Source organism: Mucilaginibacter flavus (genome assembly GCF_030409315.1).
In the GTDB taxonomy this organism is placed as follows: domain Bacteria; phylum Bacteroidota; class Bacteroidia; order Sphingobacteriales; family Sphingobacteriaceae; genus Mucilaginibacter; species Mucilaginibacter flavus.
Genome location: NZ_JAUFPS010000086.1, coordinates 18,622 through 42,227 on the forward strand (window position 1 = coordinate 18,622; position 23,606 = coordinate 42,227).

A 23,606-nucleotide genomic window follows, 5' to 3' on the forward strand; every position below is an offset into this window, starting at 1 on the left:
AAATGAAGACCACCTATAATAAGAAACCAACACTTAGCTCACAGGATATAAGGCACTATAACTGGTACATTTGGCGTACAGTTATCGCGCTTTTTGTTTTTGTAGCACTAATGATTACACTTACCATTTTTGATGTATTTGGTCAGCTGCCATCATTCCAGCGTCTGGAAAATCCCAAAAGCGCCCTGGCTTCGGAAGTAATATCGTCTGATAAACAGGTGCTGGGTACTTATTATATCCAAAACCGCTCAAATGTTACTTTTAAAGAGATATCGCCTAATGTAACCAACGCGCTTGTTGCTACCGAAGACAAACGTTTTTTTGATCACTCGGGTATTGATTTTGGCCGTAGTTTTACCATCTTTCTGCACCTGCTTATTGGGCAAAAACAAGGTGGCAGTACCATTACCCAACAATTGGCCTTAAATCTTTTTAGCGAAAGAGCCGCCAATCCGTTTAAACGTGTTATTCAAAAAATGCAGGAGTGGGTTACCGCCGTTAAGCTTGAACGTCATTATACCAAGCAGGAAATACTTACCATGTATTTAAATACGGTTGATTTTGGTGCTTATAACACCTATGGTATAAAATCGGCGGCGCGTACTTATTTTAATACTACCCCGGATAAGCTAACGCCAGATCAGGCCGCTTTATTAGTTGGCATGGTAAACGGACCGGGCATCTACTCGCCCATAAGGCACCCCAAAAATGCCATTAACCGCCGCAACCTGGTACTTAACCGTATGGTTGAGCAAGGTTCATTAAGTGAGGGCCAGGCAGCGGAGTTAAAGCAAAAACCATTGGGCTTAGATTTTCACCTCAGCACGCATATAGATGGCCCTGCCCCTTATTTCAGATCGGTATTAAAAAAAGAGGTTCAGAAGATATTTAAGGAGCAAAACATTAACCGTCCGGATGGCACTCCATATGATCTTGACCGTGATGGCTTAAAAATTTATACCACCATTGACGCAACCATGCAGCAATACGCCGAGGAAGCGCAGCAGGAGTACATGAAAAACCTGCAGGTGCAGTTTAATGACCACTGGCGCGGACAAAACCTGGCCAAAAACATCCACAACTTTAAGTTTTTGGTTAACCAGGGCATGCTTAAAAGCGACCGGTATAAACAGCTGAAGTTACAAGGTATGGATGATGAAGATATTAAAACCAACTTCAACACGCCCGATACGGTTAACCTGTTTACCTGGCATGGCAGTATCGATACGGTAATGAAACCTATCGACTCTATAGTTTACAGCAAAATGCTATTGCGTAACGCCCTTATGAGTATGGACCCAACAACCGGCTACGTGAAAGCCTGGGTTGGCGGTACCAACTTTGAACACTTTAAGTATGATCAGGTAAAAAATGGCACCCGCCAGGTGGGCTCAACAGCCAAACCGTTTACTTATGCTGTGGCTATTGATAATGGCTACTCGCCATGTATGAAAATCAATAACGTACCGGATACCATTCGTGGTTATGGCGATCCGTGGTGCCCGCGGTCATCACCGTCCGAAACATTGCCCGGCTTTATCACCCTGCGCCAGGCATTAGCTCACTCACAAAACTGGGTTACGGCACACGTAATGAGCGAAGTGAAACCCGAACCAGTTGTTGACCTTATCAAAAAAATGGGGATCACCAGCGCGGTACCACCATACCCATCTATATGCCTTGGCACATTTGATGCCTCGGTGTTTGAAATGACTGCTGCCTACTCGGTATTCGCCAATCACGGTTTATGGACCGAGCCAACTTATATCTTACGTATTGAAGATAAAAACGGTAACGTGTTATACACCCATACGCCAAAAGTGGTACAGGCCATGAACCCGCAAACCGCCTACGTAATGACCTACATGCTTAAAGGCGTTATTGAAGAAGGTACAGGTGCAAGGTTAGGCTATAAATATGGCCTGCGTAACCCTATAGGCGGCAAAACCGGCACAACGCAAAACAACTCTGATGGTTGGTTTATAGGGATAACCCCGCAACTGGTTACCGGTTTATGGACAGGCTGCGAAGACAGGGATATCGCCTTTCAATCAACCCGCCTGGGTGAAGGCGCCAACAGTGCTTTACCTATTTTTGCCCTTTATATGAAAAAGGTATATGCCAACCCTGCTCTCGGTATCAAAAAAACAGTTGATTTTGATGCACCCAAGAACGGTGTAAGCATCGTGTTGGATTGCGGGCAGTACACGCAGCAACAACAGGGGACTAATGAGGTGGACAAGAAATTAGATTTTTAAAGGCATTAAAATAATTAATACGCGTCATTGCGAGGAGGAACGACGAAGCAATCCCCGATTTACAGAGCGGATCTGTAAACGCACCTGCCTATTAGGGATTGCTTCGTTCCTCGCAATGACGACTCAATAAATAACGTCATCACTATTTTCCCAGGTTTGCCCCTGATGGATACCCGGAATGACGCATTGCTATTTGTTTTCGGTACATGAGTGAGAAATTTGATTACAAAGAGGCTTTAAAAAACATCCCTCACAAGCCTGGAGTTTACCAGTATTGGGATGTGGAGAATGAGCTGATCTATATTGGGAAGGCTAAAGATCTGCGCAATCGCGTTGGCTCGTATTTTAATAAGGACGCGCATATCAATGCCAAAACAAGGGTGTTGGTATCCAAAATCCGTAATATAACTTTTACCATAGTTGATACCGAGGTGGATGCATGGCTGTTGGAAAACGCCATGATCAAAAAGCATCAGCCGCGTTATAACGTAATGCTCAAGGATGATAAAACCTATCCCTGGATTATTATTAAAAACGAAAACTATCCCCGCATTTTCTGGACCAGGCGTATTGTTAAAGATGGATCAAAATATTTAGGTCCGTACGCATCAGTAAGTATGATGCACAATATTTTGGGGCTGATTAAGGAAACTTATCCCCTGCGCACTTGCAGCCTGGCACTTACGCGCGAAAACATTGATAAGGGAAAATTTAAAGTTTGCCTGGAATACCAGTTGGGCAACTGCAAAGGCCCATGTCAAAACTATCAAACCGAGGACGATTACGACAACAGTATTGGCGAAATCACCGATATCCTGAATGGCAAGATAGGGGCTATCCTTCGTCGCCTTAAAAGTGAAATGGAGGCCGCCGTGGCCGATTATAATTATGAGCTGGCCCATCGCCTGAAACGCAAGTTTGATTTGCTGGATAACTACCAAAGCAAATCAACCATTGTTAACTCATCCATTACTGATGTGGATGTATTTAACATCGCGTCTGAAGAGAAATTAGCCTTTGTAAACTACTTAAAGGTGATGAATGGCACCATCATCCAAACGCAAACCATCGAGCTAAAAAAGCGCCTGGACGAAAGCGATGAGGATTTGCTCACGCTTGCCATCATCGAGTTTAGAAGCAGGTACAACAGTACCTCAAAAGAGGTGATTGTTCCGTTTAAAATAGACGTGGAGGATGCACCAGGGATTAAGTTTACCGTACCCCAATTGGGCGAGAAACGCAAACTGCTTGATCTATCCCAAAAGAATGTGCAGTTCTTTAAAAAAGAAAAAATAGATCAGTACGAGAAACTGAACCCCGAGATCCGTACCGAACGTTTGCTTACGCAGATGATGAAGGATTTACGCATGAATCAGCTGCCAAAACATATTGAGTGTTTTGATAACTCCAATTTCCAGGGTAAATACCCGGTTTCGGCCATTGTAGTGTTTAAAGATGGAAAGCCATCAAAAAAAGATTACCGGCACTTCCATGTAAAAACGGTTGAAGGACCAAACGACTTTGCCACCATGGAAGAAGCCGTACACCGGCGCTACCGCCGAATGTTGGATGAGGGAACCGAATTACCTCAACTGATCATTATTGATGGTGGCAAAGGACAGCTATCATCGGCCATGCATAGTTTAAAGTTATTGGGGATTGATAAACAGGTAACCGTTATTGGCATCGCCAAACGCCTGGAGGAATTGTATTACCCGCATGACCAGTACCCGATGTACCTCGATAAAAAATCAGAGACTTTAAAAGTTATTCAACACCTTCGGGATGAGGCCCACCGGTTCGGGATTACCTTTCACCGCAAAATTCGCGATAAGGGCACCCTGGCCACCGAACTTGAATTGATAGAGGGAATAGGTAAAACCACCGCCGAAAAGCTCTTAAAATACTTCAAATCTGTTAAAAAGATTCGCGAAGCAAGTGAGGAAATGTTGTTAGAGGTTGTGAATTTGAAACAAGCTAAAGCGATAAGGAGTTATTTTAGCACGGAGGAAGTGAGTTAAAAGAATGTTTACTCCCTTAAGAACACAGATAGCAAAATGAATATCCAAACTTACGAAGTTTTAAAAACTTCGTAAGTTTTCATCGCTTCCGTAATTTTATCTCGGAAAAATAGGATTCGTCCGCTCTAAACGCAAAAAGTCAAAACCATAACAGTTTTGACTTTTTACTTTTGAATTTTGACTTAACAATTAGTATTGCCAAAGGTTAAGTTCCCAATCCATCAGGTTTTTCTTGATTTTTTCTGCTTCGTAAAGCTTATCAATACCCTGGGCGTAATCTTTTATACGTTCGTCTTTATCGTTACTTTGTTTCACAATATAACTGGTAAAAATCCTTTTCATGAAAGCATCATCAAAGCTTAGGCCAGTTGCATCGCTGTTACGGCTTACTACTTCTTTGGTTGATAAAACCTGGCGGGCATCAGGGAAATAAATCCAAAACGCCGGCAGGTAATCCACATTAGCGGTACCTAAGCCTTTTGGCTTAACAAGCGGCGCAATACCAACTATACGTGGCTCAAATATTGAACGCTGCCTGTCAAATATCCAGTCTTCCTTGATGCGGAATTTAAGAACACTATCGGGGTTAAACTCGCTGGCCACCATTGATGAACCGATAACATTACCATCTTTATCCAATTTGTTAACCACACTACTGTCGGCTCCGGCTAAACGGCCTTTTGCTTGCGCAGCGGTTAAAGGAGTTGAAAAGCTATCGCCATTAACATCTTCGGGTTTGCCTGGTGTTGGGTCGTAAGCGGTCAATTCGCCGCTCATAACTGCTGCCAGCAATACGTCAATTAACCGGCATTTTGGCGATGCCAGGTAATTGTTCATTTTTTCGCGAACGTCAATTTCGCGCCAGATCCTTTTTTGAAAAGCAACATCGCTTTCGCGCAGGCTGGCATAAGGCGTTACCTTAGCACTTAAAATATTGTTCTTTTTAAAGTACCCGTCAAGCGGCCTTTCAAACGGCTTTCCAGGTTTTTTCTTAACAGAATCAACAGGTGCTGCCGAGCTTACTACATTATTAGGCTGAGGCTGTACCTGGCGCTGCCTGGTTGAGGCAGAAGCAGCCGGCTTTTTGCCACGAGTACTTGTTTTTTTCTTTTTTGTTTGCGCAAATGCACTTACACAAGCTAAGCAAAGTACTACTAATAAAATTCTCTTTTTCATACGCGTATTAATTAGCGGTTAACACAATGGCATCAAGCGCGCGTGGTGAACCGTCTGGACCAACAGCTACAACATCTTTAAACACAACGGTAGTACCTGTTGTAACGCTGTTCATAGCCGATTTCATTGCGCCGGTAAGTTCGCCGCTGGTACCCGAATATATAATTGGGTCCTGGCGCGGTTTTATGATAAATAAAGTAAAACGGGTTACGTTAAATTTAGCATCAAAGTCAAACCCATCAAGCTTTGCAAATAACCTGTCTTGTCCGCGTAAGTTAGCCGCGCTGGTTGAACCACCGCTTTTACCACCAAACTGCGCTTTAGGATCAGGAATACGTTTTACACGGAAAGCCGATGCTCCTAATACCATACCTTTTTCGCCGGTAACGGTGATCTTGGCATCGCCAATACTGCTTACTTTAACGGTATAGTGACCAGCAGAACCACTGATAGAACCGCCGCTCATGCTTACATTTAAAGCCGATGTTGGTACACCAGGGGCAGAAACAGTAACCGGGTTTGGTACACCAATATATAATACGTTCATCTTATCTGGCGATACCACCGCCGACGGGCGGGCTACCATGTAAGTTTGTGAAAAAGTATAAGTTTTATTTGGGCCACCATCTGTTGCCTTAACAACTAATTCACCAGATACGGTATGGCTGCCTTCGCCACTTGCGGTAGTTGTATAAGTACCTATACCATCTTTACTTGGCACCGGCGAACCACCTACCGTAATAGATGGATTAGTGTGCGAATCATAGGCTGTTAAATAAATGTCTGCCTTGTATTGCTGACCTGATAAAATATAGCTGCTTGGCGCCACAACAACGGCTTTGAATGTGTTTAGCGTTATTTCGGCCTTATCAACGTTAGCATATAACTTTTTAACTACCTCGTTCTCGGCATTTTTAGAATCGGCTTCAATTTTAGCTAAAGTGGTAATCGTAGCTCCCAACGGGATACCTTCACCAAAATAAGCGTCCTGCCATGATTTATCCTGAATACCCGGACGTGATGCCGGCGGATCTGTATTCAAGGAGAAATTCACTCCATCAGCATCTTTACCCAATAACTGAAGTAATTTTGCTTTCGTAGCATCAATTTTCTCTTTCAACTCATCGGCTCTTTTCCCGTTGATCATAATCTCTGATGAGATGTCAAGGTTGTCCCTTGCTGTGATGTCATCAATCTCGGGATTCATGCCACCGCCCGCAGTTTTTAATTTATCCTTGGTTTCTTCAATAAAAGCGTTCAAATCCGAAGTCGCCTTAGTTGCTTCTTTAGCAGCTTCCAGGTATTTTGCTTTATCGGGCTGCGCTTTTACCTTAGCCTCAAAAGAAGCATATGTATTTTGTAAACTCGTATTAACGTTTTTGGTTGAAGCATCTAAGCTTCGGGTTATATTTTTAAAAGCATCTAACAGGTTCTCTGGTACGTTTAAGGCAATTAAGCCTAAAAGCACCAGGTACAGAATACCTATCATTCGCTGTCTTGGGGTTTCCTTACCTCCGGCCATGTATTATAAATCTTAGCTTTTAAAAAAATCTATTAATAATTAACTAACACGCGTGTGGTTCATCGCGGTAAGCATATTGCCGTAAATAGCGTTCAATGCACCCAGATTTTTAGCTAAACGTCCTACTTCATCCTTAAACTGTTTTGAATCATCTAATGATTCGTTGAAGTTGTTCATGGTTAAAGCAAGGTTTTGGTAAAACTTGTTCATTGATTTTAAGTGCGCGCTTGAATCCTGTAATTCCAATTCATAAACCGCATTTAATGAACCTAAGTTTTTAGCCAGTTTATTCACCTGGTCATGGTAAGCTTTTGAATCAACATTTGAGTTAGCCATTTCGGTTAAGTTAGCCGATGCTTTTTCAAAAGCTGTGCTTAAATTATCATAGCTTGCTGTAGCTGCTTTTACTTTATTGGTGAAGGCCACTGTGGCTTCGCCTGCATCGGTTACCCGTGATATAGCGGCAACTTTATCGCCAAATGTTCTTAAACCATCGCCCAGGCTACGTACCAGCTCCGGACCAATTTTGGCATCATCTAACATTTTATCTAATGCTGCTGTGCTGTTTGATGCACTGATCGCTGCCGGACGAGATGATGATTTTGGTAACTCGCCCTGAAAATCTTCGTTAAGTTCGGGATACACACGTACCCAGTCTACTTCTTTGTCTTCGCGTTGTAAACCTAAAATAAAGAATAACACTGCTTCGGTACCTAAACCTGCTGTAATGAACTCTGATGCGAATTTCCAGTGCTGTATTTTAAATAACAACCCGATGATAACAACCGTTGCACCGATTGAAATTATGTTTCCTATCCCGAATGGTTTTTTCTTTCCTGCCATAATAATCAGAAATAACTTTGTTTTAGAGTGTGTTGGTGTTTATGTGTTTTGTTAATGTTTGTCTCTAATATCGCGCCCCAGGTAGCTGGTTACGCAACGGAAACCGATGTATGATTTAGCGGTATCCTGATACTCATAAGTACGGGTTGAGTTTTGTAGAAAGTAACCGATATCTTTCCATGACCCGCCGCGAACAACTTTACGTTTAATCACTTCAGGATCGGAAGATTTGGCCTCAACCGCGAATGTTGGGTTTAAATCATGTACAAATGTTGATGCAGATTCGTCGAATGCCGATGAAGTCCATTCGGCTACGTTGCCTGCCATGTTATATAAACCGTAATCGTTAGGGAAATACGAACGTACGTTTACAGTATAAGCGCCGCCATCATCGGTATAATTACCACGGCCCGGCTTAAAGTTGGCCAGTAAACAGCCTTTAGCATTTTTGATGTACGGGCCACCCCATGGGTAATCGGTACCTAACCTGCCACCGCGGGCGGCATATTCAAATTCGCCTTCGTTTGGTAAGCGGTAGTCTGCGCGTGGCGGCAAATGATGCGCGTCTTTATAAGCAGTGTTATAACGTGTGCGCCAAACGGTGAAAGCCCTTGCCTGCCTCCAGGTAACGCCCACTACCGGATAGTTACGGAAAGCCGGGTGAGAGAAATAAGCCTCAACCATTGGCTCGTTGGCGGCGTATGAAAAATCGCTTAACCAAACTAGCGTATCCGGGTAAACATTTACGGTATCGCGTAAAATGAAATCAGAACGGCGTGATTTTGGATCGTTACGGTGGTTAGCCGCATCGCGCAGCACCATTAAAGCGTAGTTGTATTTTAAAAGGCGAACGTCAAGCTCGTCGCGGTCAAATACGCGGTCTTCATTCTGGTAAAACATACCCTGAAGTTTTGATTTGTTGCTTGCAGCACCTTTTTTATTAGCCCAAACCGGATTTTTTTGAACGTAAGCCCAGTTGATATATCTTTTGCCGCTCGCGCTTGCAGGCTTGCCTTTAGTTTGGATATAATATTTATTGTCGTTAACGTAGTTGGTGATAGCGATAGAGTCACGTACCCAGAAAACAAATTTTTTGTACTGGCTATTGGTGATCTCGGTTTGATCCATAAAGAATGGAGATTCGGTAACCTGTTTAGGCTGTGCTGTTTGTGCGAAGGTTACATCCTGATCTGTTTGGCCCATCATAAAAGAGCCACCGGGAATATAAACCATTCCGTAAGGCACTTCGGCTTTAAATGATCTTTGCGGAACACCGGTTAATTCACCCCTGTCGCCGCCGCCACCGCAACCGCTTAGAATTCCACTCGCTAAAACAACTATTAAAAAGTATATCTGCTTCATTTTTAAAATCAAAATTCAGTTATAAAAACTATAACATTATGAGACCCCCGAATATATCAATTTTGCATTACGTGCCAAAAAACATTTGATTAAAGCCATAAAAAGGCCTATGAAATGCGTTCGGCATTATTTTAACAGCAAATTACCATATGAAATATTACCATCTGATACCCCACAGCGGTGATTATCAGATGCCATTAATACGCTATTGCAAACGGGAAAGTTGCAATAAGGTTAAATAAATTTCTATTTTTTATTTATTTACCAGTTTGCAGTATTGCTCAATAGCCATAGTCATGGATGGAGCGCCAGGAGTTGGAGCAGGTACATCCAGGATTAAACCAGCCTCAAGCACCGCCTTGTGCGTGGTAGCACCAAAAGCAGCTATGCGCGTATTGTTCTGTTTAAAATCGGGAAAGTTTTTGTAAAGGGATTGAATGCTTGATGGGCTAAAGAAAGCGATAACATCATAAAATACATCAGCCAGATCTGAAAGATCGCTGCAAACCGTACGGAAAAGCACGGCAGGTGTAAAGTTATAACCGTTCTCTAACAAAAAGCGTTGGGTTTCTTCGGCAGCCACGTCAGAGCATGGGTAAAGAAACTTTTCGGCAGAGTGTTTTTTAAGCACCTCGGCCAGGTCGGCCGCGGTTTGTTTGCCAAAAAAGATTTTGCGTTTACGGTATTGAATATATTTTTGAAGATAAAGCGCGATAGTTTCTGAAAGGCAGAAATATTTCATTTCAACAGGTACCTCAAAACGCATCTCTTCGCAAATGCGGAAGAAATGATCGGCAGAGTTACGGCTGGTGAAAATAACCGCGGTAAAATCAGCCAGGTTAATCTTTTCCTTTCTGAAATCCTTGGCGGGCACACCCTCAACATGAATAAATGATCTGAAATCAATTTTCAGGTTAAGCTTTTTGGCCAGCTCGGCGTACGGATTTTTATCGTTTTCGGGCTTTGATAAAGTAACTAAAATACTTTTAACCTTTTTCTTTCTGTCTTCCAAGTCTATTCTTTTAACTAACCTAAATCCTAATATTCAATGCCTTTATTAAAATCAAAATAGGGCAAATTTCGAGGGCACAAAGATACGTAAATAAATAAAACTTATGAAATCTGAAAGTAGAAATTATATTTACGCTGCTTCGTACGTATTGCCATATGAAAATTATAATAATAATGATGAGGGTAAACCAAAGCAATGCAGGTATATATTGCGCTGCAAGTAGGCTAAAACATATCACCACCGGTAAAAACACAAACGCTATATTAAAATAAGTAAGATGTAATATGTTAAGGTATTCGCTTACCAGCCGGTTAATATCAAATATAAACCCAAGCACCTTAAGCACAATGAATTTTAAGGCAAACAATGTTACAACGCCCACTGTAACCAACACAAAAAGCCGGGTACCGCTTGAGGTATAATAAACCCCCTTATAGGCTGCCAACTGGTATAAAAATAAGCCCAGTGTTAAGCAAAACAACAGGAACAACCCCAAAAATGCCCAGGTGCTTACCACACCGTCATCTTTACCGGCTGCCGATAGTACCCGCTTGCTATAAAACGATTGTAATACAAAAGTTACATCGTTATTAAGGGCCATGTTTAGCAAGGCGGTATACAGTAATAGCCCAATAATGATGAGGATAACCCAAGGATCGCGCAGGGGGCGGGTAAGGCCATCCTTAACTTTACTTTTGGTTTTTAAGTGCAGATCTAAAAAGCCATAGCCCTTATATACCGTATGATCTATTAAGCTATCGAGATAAGCGCTGTTGTGGGTAGTGGAATCGGGCATGCGGATGTACTGCATGGCAATGGAATCTGATACGAATGCTTTGCGGTTTTGCATGGCATTGGCTACAGAATCGAGCAGGGAGTTACCGCCCATGCTGATGTGCCTGTACTTAGGTGTTGCTGGTTTACCTGTAGTATCCTGTTGCGCAGCCGCAGCAGTTATACCCCATAAAACCATTAGCAAGCAACAGGCAAAAAATCGCATCTAAAAATCAACCTTTTAATTTGGCTGCAAAATTACGGTAATAATTGGTTGTTTTGGTAGCCGGCTATTAATTCTCACCCGGCTGGGGCGACTTTTTATTAACACCGCCGCCGTGTATAGACTTACGAACAACCGTTACCCCAGTGGCCGACCAAAACACCAGGAAGCCCGGCTTAGTTTTGCTTACCGATATCCTTAAAAGAATACGTTTGGGGTCGGGGTGAATATTGAGAACATCGATATTGTGGTGATCCTTTTCGGTCATCACGTCTTTTTTACCCCATTTGGCCAGGTCATGCACCAGGTAGCTAAAATTGGCATCGGTGGCGGGGATATCATTATAATAATCGGGCAGGTTAAATTCTTTCGTTTCGATGCCATCCTGGTAAACCAACGTGATTTTTAATTGCGATGGGCCTTCAGAACTGGTTAGGCCCAGGTACATGCCTGTATACTTTCTGTGCAGTACATCAAAAGCAAAACTCCCCTCGCCTGCCACATAACGGGCCTGGTTGTTCCAATTATTGGCATTATCATAATGAAGTTTAACGGCCGGATGGCTGGCATTAGCCGGGATTAAAGAAACATCGGGCAGGGCATGCGGAGCTTTATCGCCATGAAATACCGCTGCGGCCATGGTAAGGTACCCATCGCCATCGCCGCCACCATCTATCCCTTTTGTCCAGCTGGTTAAGCTACCATCTGTAAAAGTGGTTACCGGGCGTGCGTTTAATAAGGTATCAATATCTATTTGTATCACTTTCCCTTTTTGCTGGGCAATACTAATGGATGCCATCAAAAGGCAGGGGAATAAAAAGGCTATAAGTTTAAAGTTCATGTTTGATTGGTTGCACTAAAGATAGGCAAACCAGCGAAAGACTTACGAAGTTTCTGAAACTTCGTAAGTCTGGAATCCGCGACACTTTTACTGCGATACCGGCACATCCGCCGTACCCCAATTGGTATTAGGCTTATCGCCCATTTTAAGCACCAGGTTACCGCCTTTCAACAGTTCGGCCGCCGGGAAACTGAACGATTGCCATTCTTTGCCGTTCAGCGTAGCGCTTTGCACGTATTTGTTATTGCGCGATACATTAACGGCCTCAATGGTGAAGCTTTGCCCCCTGCCGTATTGCCCATTCAGATGGATGGTAACTTTTGGGAATATCGGGCTGCCTATTTCATACAATGGCTTAGCGCTTGCGCCGCCATCGGTTTGGAACAGGCCTATCGCGTTCATCACAAACCATGAGCTCATTTGCCCCTGGTCTTCATCGCCCAGGTAGGCGTTTGATTCGCCAAAGCCATAAAAACGATCAACAATGGCACGGCTCCAGCGCTGGGTAAGCCAGGGCCTTTTAACCCAGTTGAAGAGGAACGCGAAATGCATCGATTGCTGGTTACCCTGTATTACCGGGAAATCCCAATACTGATCGCCGGGTGCGTTGAACCTTAGCTTGTCGCTTTCTCCAAAGCCCCACTCCAGGCGTTTGATAAATTTATCAACCCCAATGGCGTTGGCTAAGCCGGGTACATCCTGCGGTACAAAATAGGTAAGCTGCCAGGCGTTGCCTTCTACATAGTGCTCGTTAGCACCAGATTTAAAGGGATCAAAATTAGGGAACCACGTACCATCAGATTTTTTTAAGCGGGCATAACCACTTTCGGGGTCGATGATGTTTTTCCAATAGCCCGAGCGCTCATGAAACACATCGTACTCCTTTTGCTTGCTTAATGATTTAGCTAGCTGCGATACCGTCCAATCGTCATAAGCATATTCCAAAGTGTTTGAAAAACGGCCCAGATCATAAGGCACGTATTTATATTTAAGGTAAGCCTGTAAATCTTCATTACCGGCAAAGCCGGCCGTTCCCACTTTTTGAGCCGGTGTGGTTTGCATTTTATTTACGGCTTCAAAAACTTTCTGCGCGTCGAAATCGCGGATGCCCATCTGGTAGGCACTCACCAACAGCGGAATTTCATGCTCTGCAACCATTACCGGTACATAGTTCATCCCGGCGGGGCCTTTAGCCAGCCAACCGTTGGCATTGTACATAGCCAATTGCGAATGCACCCATTTTGACGACCACTCCGGTGTAACCAAATTCCAGTACTGGTTCAAGTTCCAAAACGTATTCCAAAAGGCATCGCAGCCCAAAGCAACCGACTTACCATCTGTAAACTGTTGTACCCGCTTTGAAGCATCAATCCATTGCCCGTTTACATCGCTCCAGGTATTGCGGCTGGCCAGGCCGCGGTACATGTTGGTATAAAAGCGCATTTTTTCGCGATAATCATTACTGCTTACTTCCAACCGGCCAAATAAATTATTCCAGGTATCTTTTTGCGCCTGGCGCACTTTATCAAAACTCCAGCCAAAAGGTTTTGTAATTTCTGTTTGCAGATTTTCGGCAGCGTTGTTAATGCTCACCAATGAAATACCGGTACGCACTTGAATAACCGGGTTAACATTGGTATCAAACTCAACAAAAGCGCCCGCCTTTTTAGGGTCGATAGCTGCCGTTACATCTTTATCGGTAACATTGTTATTTACCCAGGTACCAAACTTTTTAAAAGGCCTGTCAAACTCTATCACAAAGTGAATGGTATAGTCCTGGTTAACCCCTCCCGACCATACATCGCCAGAAAATTGCCTGCTGTAGCCTTCAATACGGGTATCGCTTATCTTTTTAAAACTGATATCTTTTAAATTATACCCATACTCGGCCGGAATCATTAAATCAATCATCACCCGGGCATTGGTGCCCTTAGGGTAAGTGTAGCGCATAAAACTGCAACGGGTAGTAGCAGTAAGCTCGGCTTTAATATTGTAATTGGTAAGCTGTACCTTGTAGTAACCTATTTTTGCTTCTTCGGTAGCTTTATCAATTTTTGAACGATAACCGTCGCCGGTTTTAGCTTCATCGCCAACCTGGGTTTTTAAGCCGCCACTTGTTGGGAAAACACCAAGGCCCGCCATTGTCCATTCGTGAATGTGGCTAAAGGTGCCTACGCTTTCAAAAGCAGGATCGTACCCTGCCGACCAGCCCTCGTTCTGGTTATCCGGACTTAACTTTACCATGCTAAAAGGCATCCACGGCCCCGGCGCTATCATCCAGCGCGAATGAGCTGTACCTATACGGGTATTACCATAATCGGCAGGTGTGGCAATCGCTTGTGCCGATCTTTTCACGGTTCCGGTTTGCAACAACACGCCATTACTATATACAGCATAATTACTTGTTTTGGGCGATGTAACCGCAGGCATAGGTACCTCCAACTGGTACCTGGCCGAATCGACATTTTGCTCGAACACCTGTTTTCCATCTAACTTAACTGATAGTTTTGGTGTACCGGTAAGGTGTTGCACATCAACCAACAGGGGTTGAAAACGAACTCCGTTATTACTAACCTCGTAATCGGCCGCTTTAACTTCGCGCACAAAAATATCTTTGGGGTTTACCAATTCCAGTTTCTGCGAGCCGGTCATCGCCACCTGGTCAAACACCATCCAGGAGCCATCAAGCGTAGTTAGCTGAATTTCGTTGCCCCCTTTGTGCAGCATGCCAGGCTTTATATCGATAACTATTTTATAAGGGTTGCTTTTTTTCAAGTTGCCGTAAATAGAGCTATCCCGCGTTGCTTTTTTAGGAAACTGGTATTTAAACTCCTGCCCGTTCACTGTTACCTTAAATAAAGGCGGCTCATTATTATTATAACCGGCAAGATTAATGATAAGACTGCCAAAATTATTTTGCGGCAGGTTTGCTATGCCGAAAAGAATGTTTAACACATTGGTGCGGGTACCAGATGTAGCACCGGTGCCACCCCAGCCATCTTTAATACCTGGTAAAGCATATGGCCAGTCTGTTCCTGGTTTTGAAAAGCCAACCAGGTAATAGCGATCTTCCCAACCAAAATCTTTATATAAAAAATGATCATAGTCGGCAGGGGCTAATGCCAGGCCGGCGCTACTGTTATCAGCCTTGCCTATTTGCCATACTACTTTTTGCTGGGCGGTTGCGGTTAACAGGTAAAAGCAAAACAATCCTATTACAATTAATATTCTTTTTTTAGCGTACATACAGAGGTTAGTCGTTTTATTTGTTGTATTGTACAAACATATTAAATTAGATTAAATTTTAAAACTATTGAAATGCAATTTTTATACCACATGTATTGGGGCTGCTTATTCAGATTGATATATGGCCGCTTCAAATTTTTATTCTGTCGAATATAAGTTTTTTAGCCAAGCTATAGCATGCCAAAAATAGAGTTTATCATTGGCACACAATAACTTGACTTAAGAAAGTCAATTATTGCGCAACACTGTAGTCAAGATCGTCTTTTTAAAAACAGAGTATAACTCATAATATTAATCTGTCGAAAAAAGTTATAGATTAACAACTTCATATACATGCTACTTAGAGGTATAATTTAAGTTAATCCATCATCGCTTTTTATTCTATTTAATATTAACATTACATTTAATATAGCCTTATCATTTTATGAAGAAATTCTTACTGATAATTGTTTTGTCAGGGTTTGTAACTGGTGCTTTAGCACAAAGCATGAAATTTACAATTGTCGCCGGAGTAAATTCATCTACGGCATCCAATATTCCAGACGATTTTATAAAACGGGTAGCCATAGCTGGTGAAACCTTCCCAAATTCAAAGCTTATCGGGTTTAATGCAGGTGTACTTGCTGCATATCCTGTTGGAAAAATAGCTATACAAGCAGGATTGCTTTATACCACAAAGGGAGGCGTACCATATTCGTTTTCGACCGGTAGCAATGCTAATAATTCGCTTAGCCGAAAAGACGTATTGCGATTAAACTACCTGGAGATGCCTTTAAATGTTATTTACAATTTGCCGGTTGGACCCGGTAAATTTTTCCTTGGAGGAGGGCCATATGTTGGAATAGGCATTTCTGGCAAAGCAAGCTACAATATTAAAGAAGGCCCCGGCGAAACAAGCACAAATCAAACAACTAAAGACAGTAAAAGTGTGACCTATGGCTCGGGCTATGACGACCTAAAAGCTACGGATGTTGGCTTAGGCGCTAAACTTGGATTTGCCTTAAATAAAGGATGGCTTATTAGTTTTAATTATGAGCAGGGACTTACCAATTTATCAAACGACCCCAGATACAACGGAAAAAATAAGACTCTTAGCTTATCGCTGGGATATTCCTTTTAAGAACAGGTAGTTTGCCCACCGGTAGGTATGTGAAGTAGAATAGGGTTAAATAACAATAAAGCTGTTTTGTCCCTAAAACAATGCTGTCTGGAGTAGGAGATCTGACCCATTGGAAATGACAAGGTGTACAACCTACATCAACAACACTTTCCAGGCATCCATTACACGGCCGTTATCTAACAAATCTTTAGCTTTTAAGTGCAGGCGCATGGTTCGGATGTGGTTATCGATGTCAGCATCAAGCAATACTTTCATTTCATCGGTTTTGCTAAACGCTTCTACGTCCTCATCAGACGGTAGTGCATTAACAAGTCCCAATAACCCTAAATTATTCCCGGTTAATATACTGGAGTTTTTAACCTCTCCAGGAAAGGCATCTATGCCGATGCCTGCTCCGCTACAATCTATTGGTTTGGCAATTTTAAACAAATTATCGCGGGTTACCCTACAATACCAATCGCCACCTAAACGCGCAACCAGGTCTATTTTATGAGGATCTATTTTTCCATCGGCATCCAAAATATCTTCATTAATATGCATCCGTTTTACCTCTGCGATAACCAAATTGCCGGCTCCTCCGTTTTTTCCCAATGATATCACATCATTCACTACACATTCCAATTGAACGCTCGATTCTGCTACCCTGGGTGGCCTTACTGTCTCCGAAGCCAATTCAGTAAACCCTGCTTTGTAAAACTCATTTACTCCTCGTGGATAATCTGCACTGGTTAAATAGGTTTGTTGAACCATACCATAGCTCACAATATTGATCACACATTCGGGCACTTCCAAAACGTTTTCGAGCGTATGCTTAGTGGTGTTATCCCGTGCTCTGCTGGTCGGTGAAAAAACCAATATTGGTGGATTGATACTAAACACGTTAAAAAAGCTAAACGGACTTAAATTAACCTCGCCGTTTTTATCAATAGTGGATGCAAAACATATGGGCCGGGGCGCAATGGCATAGTGCAAATAACCCTGCATTTCTGCCGGTGTTACTGATGACGCGTCAATAGTTTTTAACCTCATTTAATTTTTTATTAACGTGAGTTCGTGATAAGAAAAGTATATAAAGGGTATGGTTTCTGCCTGCAAAATGATTCGCCACCATTCATTAACAAATAGCGACATCTTGTGCTGAGCGATAAAATTGCAGAAATTTTGGTAAACATTGCAGACATTGAATGTTTAATTAATTTGCAAATACTCGAAACTCACCAGGGTCATCTCTCCGGCTCCAATATTTCCCTAAGCAAATCAAATGCTTAAACCAATATGCTTAAATACCCCAAAGCCTGTGTTTTTAAAAGAAAGATTTGCTGCATATATTTGAGAAGAAGAGCACATTGATAATAATGAAGATGACGAAACGAAGTTTAATAACGTTAATTTATTTGCTACCCACATTTTTATTTGCCCAGAACCAGGAAAAGCTTACTGCAAGTCAAATTGTAGACTCTTCGTTAGTTTTTTGCGGTGGTGAACTCCAAATATCAAAAATAAATTCGGCCCAGATTACTTATTTGGTTACCGAGCCAAACGATTCAACAGAAGTAGTGCATGATAAATTAAAAACGGGAGAGAAATATGTTCAGTGCATGTTATCAAAAACTTATCTCCCCCAGACTATATTTTTCGATGGAGAAAAAATCAGTAAGGTAGATGGCAGCTCAGTAACTCAAATTACTGATATTGAATCGAAAGAAGAAGTGAAACTCAAAACCTATAGCCTAATTCAATACGGTTATAAAAAACTTAATTATCAGTTATCCCGGCTTCCCGACCACAAATTTGAAAACGCTGATTGCTTTGTGGTAGAGGCAAAGGCACAGAATGGTTATACAACCACAAACTTTTTTGACAAAAAAAACTACAGGTTAATCATGGTGATTTATCCTAATGGCAATAAATCAGTCCTGATGGATTATGTTTTCAAAGACGGCATTCTTGTTAATTCCAAAATTGGGAACTCGTTTGCTAAATCTAAGGTTAAAAATATCCTGAAAGAAATACAAACATGGGACCTAATATCAGTTCATTTAAATGAGAATATTTCCGACACCTGGTTTAGCTGTCCGTATACCGACAAAGTATTTGTTCCTGAATATATTAAAACCGGAAGATTTGCCTCTACTAACGGTGATCCGACAACATTTACAAGGAATGACATTTCAATGGATTATACCGACGACAAAGGAAATGTAGATTTAAGAAGATTTTTAGTATGGGGCTTTCTTTCGCCAGACACTTTCGGATTGATCGATGAACAGGCATTTAAAAACAATGATAAATCTTCCGCATCACAGATATTTGTCCGAGTTGTTTCCTGGGACGAATACGGATATGTTTGCCAATGGATTACCGATAAATATACAGATACCCAAGATTATAAATTAATTAAGTGAAAATAATAACTGCTCCTCACAAGCATAGCTTAACTTTGCATCTTATTATTTCTCATGGCCGGCATCTACATTCATATTCCTTTTTGCAAACAGGCATGTCATTACTGCGATTTTCATTTTAGTACATCGCCGCAGTATAAAGATGAGTTGGTGCAGGCCCTGGTTGCCGAAATTGGTCTGCAAAAAAACTACCTGAACGGCGAAACCATCGAAACCATCTACTTCGGCGGCGGCACCCCGTCGGTGTTGGCCGCCGATGAGATTCACCTGCTTATCAATACCATTACCGAACTGCATACCGTAGCCTCAAACGCCGAAATTACCCTGGAGGCTAACCCCGATGATCTGGACGCTGCTAAAATAAAGGCCCTGCGCCAAACCAACGTTAATCGGTTTAGCATCGGCATTCAATCTTTTTTTGATGAGGATTTGGTTTGGATGAACCGCGCGCACCGGGCCAAGGAATCAGAATCGGCCGTAAAAAGGGCACAGGATGCCGGGTTTGAAAACATCACTGCCGATTTAATTTACGGCTACCCGTTGCTAACCGATACCAAGTGGAAGCACAACCTTGATAAAATGTTCGAGCTGAACATTCCACATATTTCGGCTTATTCCATGACGGTTGAACCCGAGACAGCGCTGGCGGCATTCATCAGCAAAAAGAAACAGCCCCCCATGAACGAGCAGCAAAGCGCCGCCCAGTTTATGGTTTTAATGCAAGCAATGACCGATCATGGCTTTGAACATTACGAAATTTCAAACTTTTGCAAACCGGGGCATTATTCAAGGCATAACTCCAACTACTGGCAGGGTGTAAAATACCTGGGCATCGGTCCATCGGCGCACTCTTATAATGGCGAAACCCGGCAATGGAACATCGCCAACAATGCCAAATACACCAAAGCTATCAACATAGCCAAGATACCTGCCGAAACGGAAATCTTAACAGAAGAAAACCGGTTGAATGAGTACATCATGACCTCTATCCGCACCATCTGGGGGCTTGACCTTAACCGGTTAAATGCCATTGCAAAAGGCTCGGCCGATGAGTTGATGAAAACTACCGGCGAGTTTTTTGATAAGGAATGGATCATCCAAAAAGATAATACACTGTTTTTAACCCCCACCGGTAAGTTATACGCCGATCATATAGCTGCGGGACTGTTCTTTTAAGCCTGGCAAACTTCACATCTTTTTTTCATTAGTCAGTAATAGAGTAAGAAACACCGGTTCTGTAAAAACCATCCTTTATTACCTCCCGTATCTTCATTAAATAACATACACTACCTGGTTATTAAAATAGCAAGAGCTCGTGGTATTTTAATAACCGTAAAAGAAAACCCTTGCGCACCTCAGGGTGCCATTAAACATTATTAATCAAAATTATCATTATGAAAAAATTAATCATAGCGGCTATTGCATTAGCAACTTTCGCGGTAGCCCCAAAAGCAAATGCCCAAACTAAAATGGTTGGCGGTGCAGAAATGTACCCCACTAAAAACATTGTTGAAAACGCGGTAAATTCAAAAGATCATACCACCCTGGTTGCCGCTGTTAAAGCTGCCGGTTTGGTTGAAACCTTAGAATCTGCAGGACCTTTCACCGTTTTTGCGCCAACTAACGAGGCTTTTAACAAATTACCGGCAGGTACCGTTGATAACCTGGTAAAACCAGAAAACAAAGCAACGCTTACCAAAATTCTTACTTACCACGTAGTAGCCGGCAAATTAAGCGCGGCCGATTTGTGGGCCAAAGTAAAAGCAGGTATGGGCAAGGCCGAACTGAATACAGTAAGCGGTGGCAAATTAACCGTAATGGCCAAAGGCAAAAAATTATACCTCGTTGATGAAAAAGGTGGCAAATCATGGATCACCATTGCCGATGTTAACCAAAGCAATGGTGTTATTCACGTGGTGAACGCCGTTTTAATGCCTAAATAATCAGTTTGCAGTAGGCGGTTTGCGGTAAGCAGTTACTGCCTTTTTAAAAGAGTTTGCAATTTGCACGTTGGGCAGTTTGCAAACTCTTTTTATTTTATGAAGGTTAGTCGAGTGGCTTTTGACGCCCGGTTTTATTATTTTAGCTTAGGATAGATACCTTTTGAGATTTTATTTCGTTCCTTTGTTTACTTTTTGGTAATATAAAAGTACCCTATTTTAAATTAATACAACCGGAAGGTAACATATATGAGTTTTATACTTAACCCGATTGATACTGTTGAAAATATTTCTCCTGAAGATTTTAAGAAGAATTATTTAGATCCGCGCCGCCCCCTGGTAATTAAAGGCCTTACCAAAAACTGGCCTGCCCGCGAAAAATGGACGCCCGAATACCTGAAAGAAGTTGTTGGCAAAAAGGTAGTGCCTTTGTATGATAACTCCAAAGCCGATCCTTCAAAACCTATTAACTCATCGGCTACAGAAATGCCTTTTGATGACTATATGGACCTCATCCGTAGTCAACCTACAGAATTACGCATTTTCTTTTTCAATATATTTAAACAAGCACCACAACTGCTTAACGATATAGTGTTACCTAAAGACCTCATGGGTGGCTTTTTAGAAAGCATGCCGGGTATGTTCTTCGGCGGCTCAAATTCGGTTACGTTTTTACATTACGATATTGATTTGCCACATATTTTCCATACCCATTTTGGCGGCCGCAAACATGTGATTTTGTTTGAAAACAAATGGAAACGCCGTTTATACTGTATCCCCAATGCAACCTATGCTTTGGAGGATTATGATGTATTAAACCCGGATATTAAAAAATTCCCTGCTTTAGATGGTGTTGAAGGTACCGACGTACATTTAGAGCATGGCGATACCTTGTTTATGCCTACCGGCTACTGGCACTGGATGAAATACATCGACGGTTCATACTCCCTGAGCCTGCGTGCCTGGGATGCATCCATAAGCCGTAAAGCCGCGAGTATTTATAACCTTGCCGTAAAAGGCGGAGTTGATAGCGTGCTTAAAATGGTATTTAAAGAAAAATATGCCAAATTCCGCGAAGAACTGGCCGTAAAATGGGCTAATAAGGAACTGGCCGCAGGGAAACCTTATTAGGTTCGGATTGCGGGGTTCCGGGTTCGGAATTTTGCTGATGGAAATTTTTATTTAATTACTTCACAAGCTAAGTTTATATCTATATTTGCCGGATATTTAGCTTTTATATTACACAATATGAAAAAGATTTTAGGGCTTGCTGTTACATTCGCCGGTATTTTAGCTATTGCATATGGCTTTATTTTTACTCCAAAACACACTTTTAACGCTGCCGATTCTGTTAACGGCTTAGACGCTTCAGCAGCATTGGTTTTTGCTGGCTTTGTTACTTTTGGTATTGGCCTTGTTATTTTTATGGGCTCACTCCCTTACGCAGGCGAAAAGAAAGCTCAGGCTTAATATTTTTATAAATACATTTAAGTATACTTCAAAATAAAAAGGCGTACCTGTTTACATGTAAACAGGTACGCCTTTGCGTATAAGCTAAAATTTAAGCAGCATTTCCACCTTAAATATACGGTGGATTTAATTATTTGCTATAACTGCCTTTTATTTCTTAAAACCAATCTACAGCAATTATTACACCGTCCCCGTTTTAATATACTGCACTACCGCTTTGCCGGCTTTTTCAAAGCGCTCGTCCCAATCATCACCCTGAATCAAAACATAGCTAACCCCTCGTTCGGCTAACTCCTGTTTGTGGCTTTCATCAAGTTTTAGGCGAGCTTCTTCGTTAAGCCGGGTACCATCCTGTATGTAAGGGGCATCCACATCAAGGTATAAATACAAATCGAAATGATTGGCAGCATCTACCCACTCCGGCACCTGCAATTCTTTACCAAACAAGAACCGACTGTACGATCGGGTGATGTTTATATCGGTATCAACAAAAAGAATTTTGTTGGCTTCTTTTAGTTTTTCGGTAATGGTTTTGGCATGCAGTTCGGCTATCTGTAACAAATCGACTTCAGTACATTCGTTAGTATTTTCCAGAATATCACGCGCCATTTCGGGCACTGCTATGGTGTGGAAATGATGGGCCAGTCTTTTTGCCATGGTAGTTTTACCGGTCGACTCCGTTCCTAAGAGGCAAATCTTTTTGGTAAAATATGGTTTGGCGGCATCGGCCAAAAAATTCCAATAGGCAAAAGGTTTTTCCCTTATTTGGGTAGCAGATACCGGCACCATGGTGCGCGGCTCATCAAACATGACAGCTTCGCAATTCAAAAAGCGCCCCATGTATGCTCCATAAGGTTCGGACGCGAAAATGACATCAATAGGTGGCAAATGCTCAATCAGGTAATTAGCCCAAATGCGCGAAACCCCTTCTGATGATACCGAGGTATTGGGTAAAACAGCCTCATCGTAATTAAGCAGCCAGGGGCGTACCTTGGGGTTGTCTTTATACGTTTCCTTCAGCCATTCCAGTCGTACACTTCCCCAAATGGGTTCATCATAACTGGCGCTTACCAACACAATCAGGTCATCACAATGCTGTAAAGCAAAATCAATTAAAGCAATGTGCCCCTTGTGCAAAGGCATAAACTTGCCTATAACCAAACCTGTTTTCATGCGTTAAGCTCTCGCCGCAAATGTAAAAAGCTTTGAGCAAATCTCAAATGAAGTATTTGCGTCTATTTGTCTGAACCGCGATTAAGCAGATTTTTTAAGATTAACAGGATTTTTCGTCAACATCAGAGATTGCATGCGATGTCTCGTCCTGAAATAGGTTTACTAAATTAGTAAATCATTTAAATCATGATCAGGCGAGAAATAGTATCAAAGAAGCAGC

Annotated in this window: 18 protein-coding genes; 8 read left to right on the forward strand and 10 right to left on the reverse strand. The window is 42.2% G+C overall.

Annotated elements, in window-relative coordinates:
* Positions 1 to 2 precede the first annotated feature (2 nt).
* Positions 3 to 2,258, forward strand: a complete 2,256-nt coding sequence (locus QWZ17_RS25055; protein WP_290308076.1) for a penicillin-binding protein 1A — start codon at positions 3 to 5, stop codon at positions 2,256 to 2,258.
* Positions 2,259 to 2,464: 206 nt separating this feature from the next.
* Positions 2,465 to 4,279 (forward strand): excinuclease ABC subunit UvrC, encoded by a 1,815-nt coding sequence (gene uvrC, locus QWZ17_RS25060; RefSeq protein ID WP_290308077.1) that lies wholly within the window; start codon positions 2,465 to 2,467, stop codon positions 4,277 to 4,279.
* Between the two features lie 189 nt (positions 4,280 to 4,468).
* Here the strand turns inward: uvrC and porN are convergent, their stop codons facing one another.
* The 8 genes from porN to QWZ17_RS25100 all read right to left on the reverse strand — a co-directional run bounded on the left by porN (position 4,469) and on the right by QWZ17_RS25100 (position 15,278).
* Entirely contained in the window at positions 4,469 to 5,455 is a 987-nt protein-coding gene (gene porN / locus QWZ17_RS25065) for a type IX secretion system ring subunit PorN/GldN (protein ID WP_290308078.1), read from the reverse strand.
* A 7-nt stretch (positions 5,456 to 5,462) separates the two neighbouring features.
* Complete coding sequence (gene porM / locus QWZ17_RS25070; RefSeq protein WP_290308079.1) at positions 5,463 to 6,977, reverse strand: type IX secretion system motor protein PorM/GldM; 1,515 nt, start codon at positions 6,975 to 6,977, stop codon at positions 5,463 to 5,465.
* A 39-nt stretch (positions 6,978 to 7,016) separates the two neighbouring features.
* Positions 7,017 to 7,820 carry a type IX secretion system motor protein PorL/GldL gene (porL, locus tag QWZ17_RS25075; RefSeq protein WP_290308080.1) on the reverse strand — a complete coding sequence of 268 codons (804 nt, stop codon included), beginning with the start codon at positions 7,818 to 7,820 and terminating at the stop codon, positions 7,017 to 7,019.
* A 51-nt stretch (positions 7,821 to 7,871) separates the two neighbouring features.
* The gene (porK, locus tag QWZ17_RS25080; RefSeq protein ID WP_290308081.1) at positions 7,872 to 9,182 is read right to left on the reverse strand and encodes a T9SS ring complex lipoprotein PorK/GldK; all 1,311 of its coding nucleotides are present in this window, start codon (positions 9,180 to 9,182) and stop codon (positions 7,872 to 7,874) included.
* 253 nt (positions 9,183 to 9,435) lie between these two features.
* On the reverse strand, positions 9,436 to 10,200 hold the full coding sequence (locus tag QWZ17_RS25085; protein ID WP_290308093.1) for a uroporphyrinogen-III synthase: 765 nt from the start codon (positions 10,198 to 10,200) through the stop codon (positions 9,436 to 9,438).
* A 13-nt stretch (positions 10,201 to 10,213) separates the two neighbouring features.
* Positions 10,214 to 11,194 (reverse strand): DUF4271 domain-containing protein, encoded by a 981-nt coding sequence (locus tag QWZ17_RS25090; protein WP_290308082.1) that lies wholly within the window; start codon positions 11,192 to 11,194, stop codon positions 10,214 to 10,216.
* Between the two features lie 67 nt (positions 11,195 to 11,261).
* The gene (locus QWZ17_RS25095; protein ID WP_290308083.1) at positions 11,262 to 12,032 is read right to left on the reverse strand and encodes a hypothetical protein; all 771 of its coding nucleotides are present in this window, start codon (positions 12,030 to 12,032) and stop codon (positions 11,262 to 11,264) included.
* Positions 12,033 to 12,119: 87 nt separating this feature from the next.
* Positions 12,120 to 15,278 carry a GH92 family glycosyl hydrolase gene (locus QWZ17_RS25100; protein WP_290308084.1) on the reverse strand — a complete coding sequence of 1,053 codons (3,159 nt, stop codon included), beginning with the start codon at positions 15,276 to 15,278 and terminating at the stop codon, positions 12,120 to 12,122.
* Between the two features lie 424 nt (positions 15,279 to 15,702).
* On the opposite strand from QWZ17_RS25100, the gene QWZ17_RS25105 reads away from it, so the two are divergent.
* Complete coding sequence (locus QWZ17_RS25105) at positions 15,703 to 16,398, forward strand: porin family protein (protein WP_290308085.1); 696 nt, start codon at positions 15,703 to 15,705, stop codon at positions 16,396 to 16,398.
* A gap of 132 nt (positions 16,399 to 16,530) precedes the next feature.
* On the opposite strand, the gene QWZ17_RS25110 is transcribed toward QWZ17_RS25105, so the two are convergent.
* Positions 16,531 to 17,427: a flavin reductase family protein gene (locus QWZ17_RS25110; RefSeq protein ID WP_290308086.1), complete on the reverse strand. Its 897-nt coding sequence runs from the start codon at positions 17,425 to 17,427 to the stop codon at positions 16,531 to 16,533.
* A gap of 326 nt (positions 17,428 to 17,753) precedes the next feature.
* On the opposite strand from QWZ17_RS25110, the gene QWZ17_RS25115 reads away from it, so the two are divergent.
* The 5 genes from QWZ17_RS25115 (at position 17,754) to QWZ17_RS25135 (ending at position 22,213) form a co-directional block, all read left to right on the forward strand.
* On the forward strand, positions 17,754 to 18,803 hold the full coding sequence (locus QWZ17_RS25115) for a hypothetical protein (protein WP_290308087.1): 1,050 nt from the start codon (positions 17,754 to 17,756) through the stop codon (positions 18,801 to 18,803).
* Between the two features lie 54 nt (positions 18,804 to 18,857).
* Complete coding sequence (gene hemW / locus QWZ17_RS25120) at positions 18,858 to 19,979, forward strand: radical SAM family heme chaperone HemW (protein ID WP_290308088.1); 1,122 nt, start codon at positions 18,858 to 18,860, stop codon at positions 19,977 to 19,979.
* Positions 19,980 to 20,197: 218 nt separating this feature from the next.
* Complete coding sequence (locus QWZ17_RS25125) at positions 20,198 to 20,746, forward strand: fasciclin domain-containing protein (protein WP_290308089.1); 549 nt, start codon at positions 20,198 to 20,200, stop codon at positions 20,744 to 20,746.
* 246 nt (positions 20,747 to 20,992) lie between these two features.
* The gene (locus QWZ17_RS25130) at positions 20,993 to 21,874 is read left to right on the forward strand and encodes a cupin-like domain-containing protein (protein WP_290308090.1); all 882 of its coding nucleotides are present in this window, start codon (positions 20,993 to 20,995) and stop codon (positions 21,872 to 21,874) included.
* 117 nt (positions 21,875 to 21,991) lie between these two features.
* Complete coding sequence (locus QWZ17_RS25135; RefSeq protein ID WP_290308091.1) at positions 21,992 to 22,213, forward strand: hypothetical protein; 222 nt, start codon at positions 21,992 to 21,994, stop codon at positions 22,211 to 22,213.
* A gap of 180 nt (positions 22,214 to 22,393) precedes the next feature.
* On the opposite strand, the gene QWZ17_RS25140 is transcribed toward QWZ17_RS25135, so the two are convergent.
* The gene (locus QWZ17_RS25140) at positions 22,394 to 23,386 is read right to left on the reverse strand and encodes an AAA family ATPase (RefSeq protein WP_290308092.1); all 993 of its coding nucleotides are present in this window, start codon (positions 23,384 to 23,386) and stop codon (positions 22,394 to 22,396) included.
* Positions 23,387 to 23,606: the final 220 nt, after the last annotated feature.

Bases quoted from the DNA above. Each gene is read 5' to 3' on its own strand.
- QWZ17_RS25055 (WP_290308076.1), top strand. From the start codon at position 3: ATGAAGACCACCTATAATAAGAAACCAACACTTAGCTCACAGGATATA.
- uvrC (WP_290308077.1), top strand. From the start codon at position 2,465: ATGAGTGAGAAATTTGATTACAAAGAGGCTTTAAAAAACATCCCTCAC.
- porN (WP_290308078.1), bottom strand. From the start codon at position 5,455: ATGAAAAAGAGAATTTTATTAGTAGTACTTTGCTTAGCTTGTGTAAGT.
- porM (WP_290308079.1), bottom strand. From the start codon at position 6,977: ATGGCCGGAGGTAAGGAAACCCCAAGACAGCGAATGATAGGTATTCTG.
- porL (WP_290308080.1), bottom strand. From the start codon at position 7,820: ATGGCAGGAAAGAAAAAACCATTCGGGATAGGAAACATAATTTCAATC.
- porK (WP_290308081.1), bottom strand. From the start codon at position 9,182: ATGAAGCAGATATACTTTTTAATAGTTGTTTTAGCGAGTGGAATTCTA.
- QWZ17_RS25090 (WP_290308082.1), bottom strand. From the start codon at position 11,194: ATGCGATTTTTTGCCTGTTGCTTGCTAATGGTTTTATGGGGTATAACT.
- QWZ17_RS25095 (WP_290308083.1), bottom strand. From the start codon at position 12,032: ATGAACTTTAAACTTATAGCCTTTTTATTCCCCTGCCTTTTGATGGCA.
- QWZ17_RS25100 (WP_290308084.1), bottom strand. From the start codon at position 15,278: ATGTACGCTAAAAAAAGAATATTAATTGTAATAGGATTGTTTTGCTTT.
- QWZ17_RS25105 (WP_290308085.1), top strand. From the start codon at position 15,703: ATGAAGAAATTCTTACTGATAATTGTTTTGTCAGGGTTTGTAACTGGT.
- QWZ17_RS25110 (WP_290308086.1), bottom strand. From the start codon at position 17,427: ATGAGGTTAAAAACTATTGACGCGTCATCAGTAACACCGGCAGAAATG.
- QWZ17_RS25115 (WP_290308087.1), top strand. From the start codon at position 17,754: ATGAAGATGACGAAACGAAGTTTAATAACGTTAATTTATTTGCTACCC.
- hemW (WP_290308088.1), top strand. From the start codon at position 18,858: ATGGCCGGCATCTACATTCATATTCCTTTTTGCAAACAGGCATGTCAT.
- QWZ17_RS25125 (WP_290308089.1), top strand. From the start codon at position 20,198: ATGAAAAAATTAATCATAGCGGCTATTGCATTAGCAACTTTCGCGGTA.
- QWZ17_RS25130 (WP_290308090.1), top strand. From the start codon at position 20,993: ATGAGTTTTATACTTAACCCGATTGATACTGTTGAAAATATTTCTCCT.
- QWZ17_RS25135 (WP_290308091.1), top strand. From the start codon at position 21,992: ATGAAAAAGATTTTAGGGCTTGCTGTTACATTCGCCGGTATTTTAGCT.
- QWZ17_RS25140 (WP_290308092.1), bottom strand. From the start codon at position 23,386: ATGAAAACAGGTTTGGTTATAGGCAAGTTTATGCCTTTGCACAAGGGG.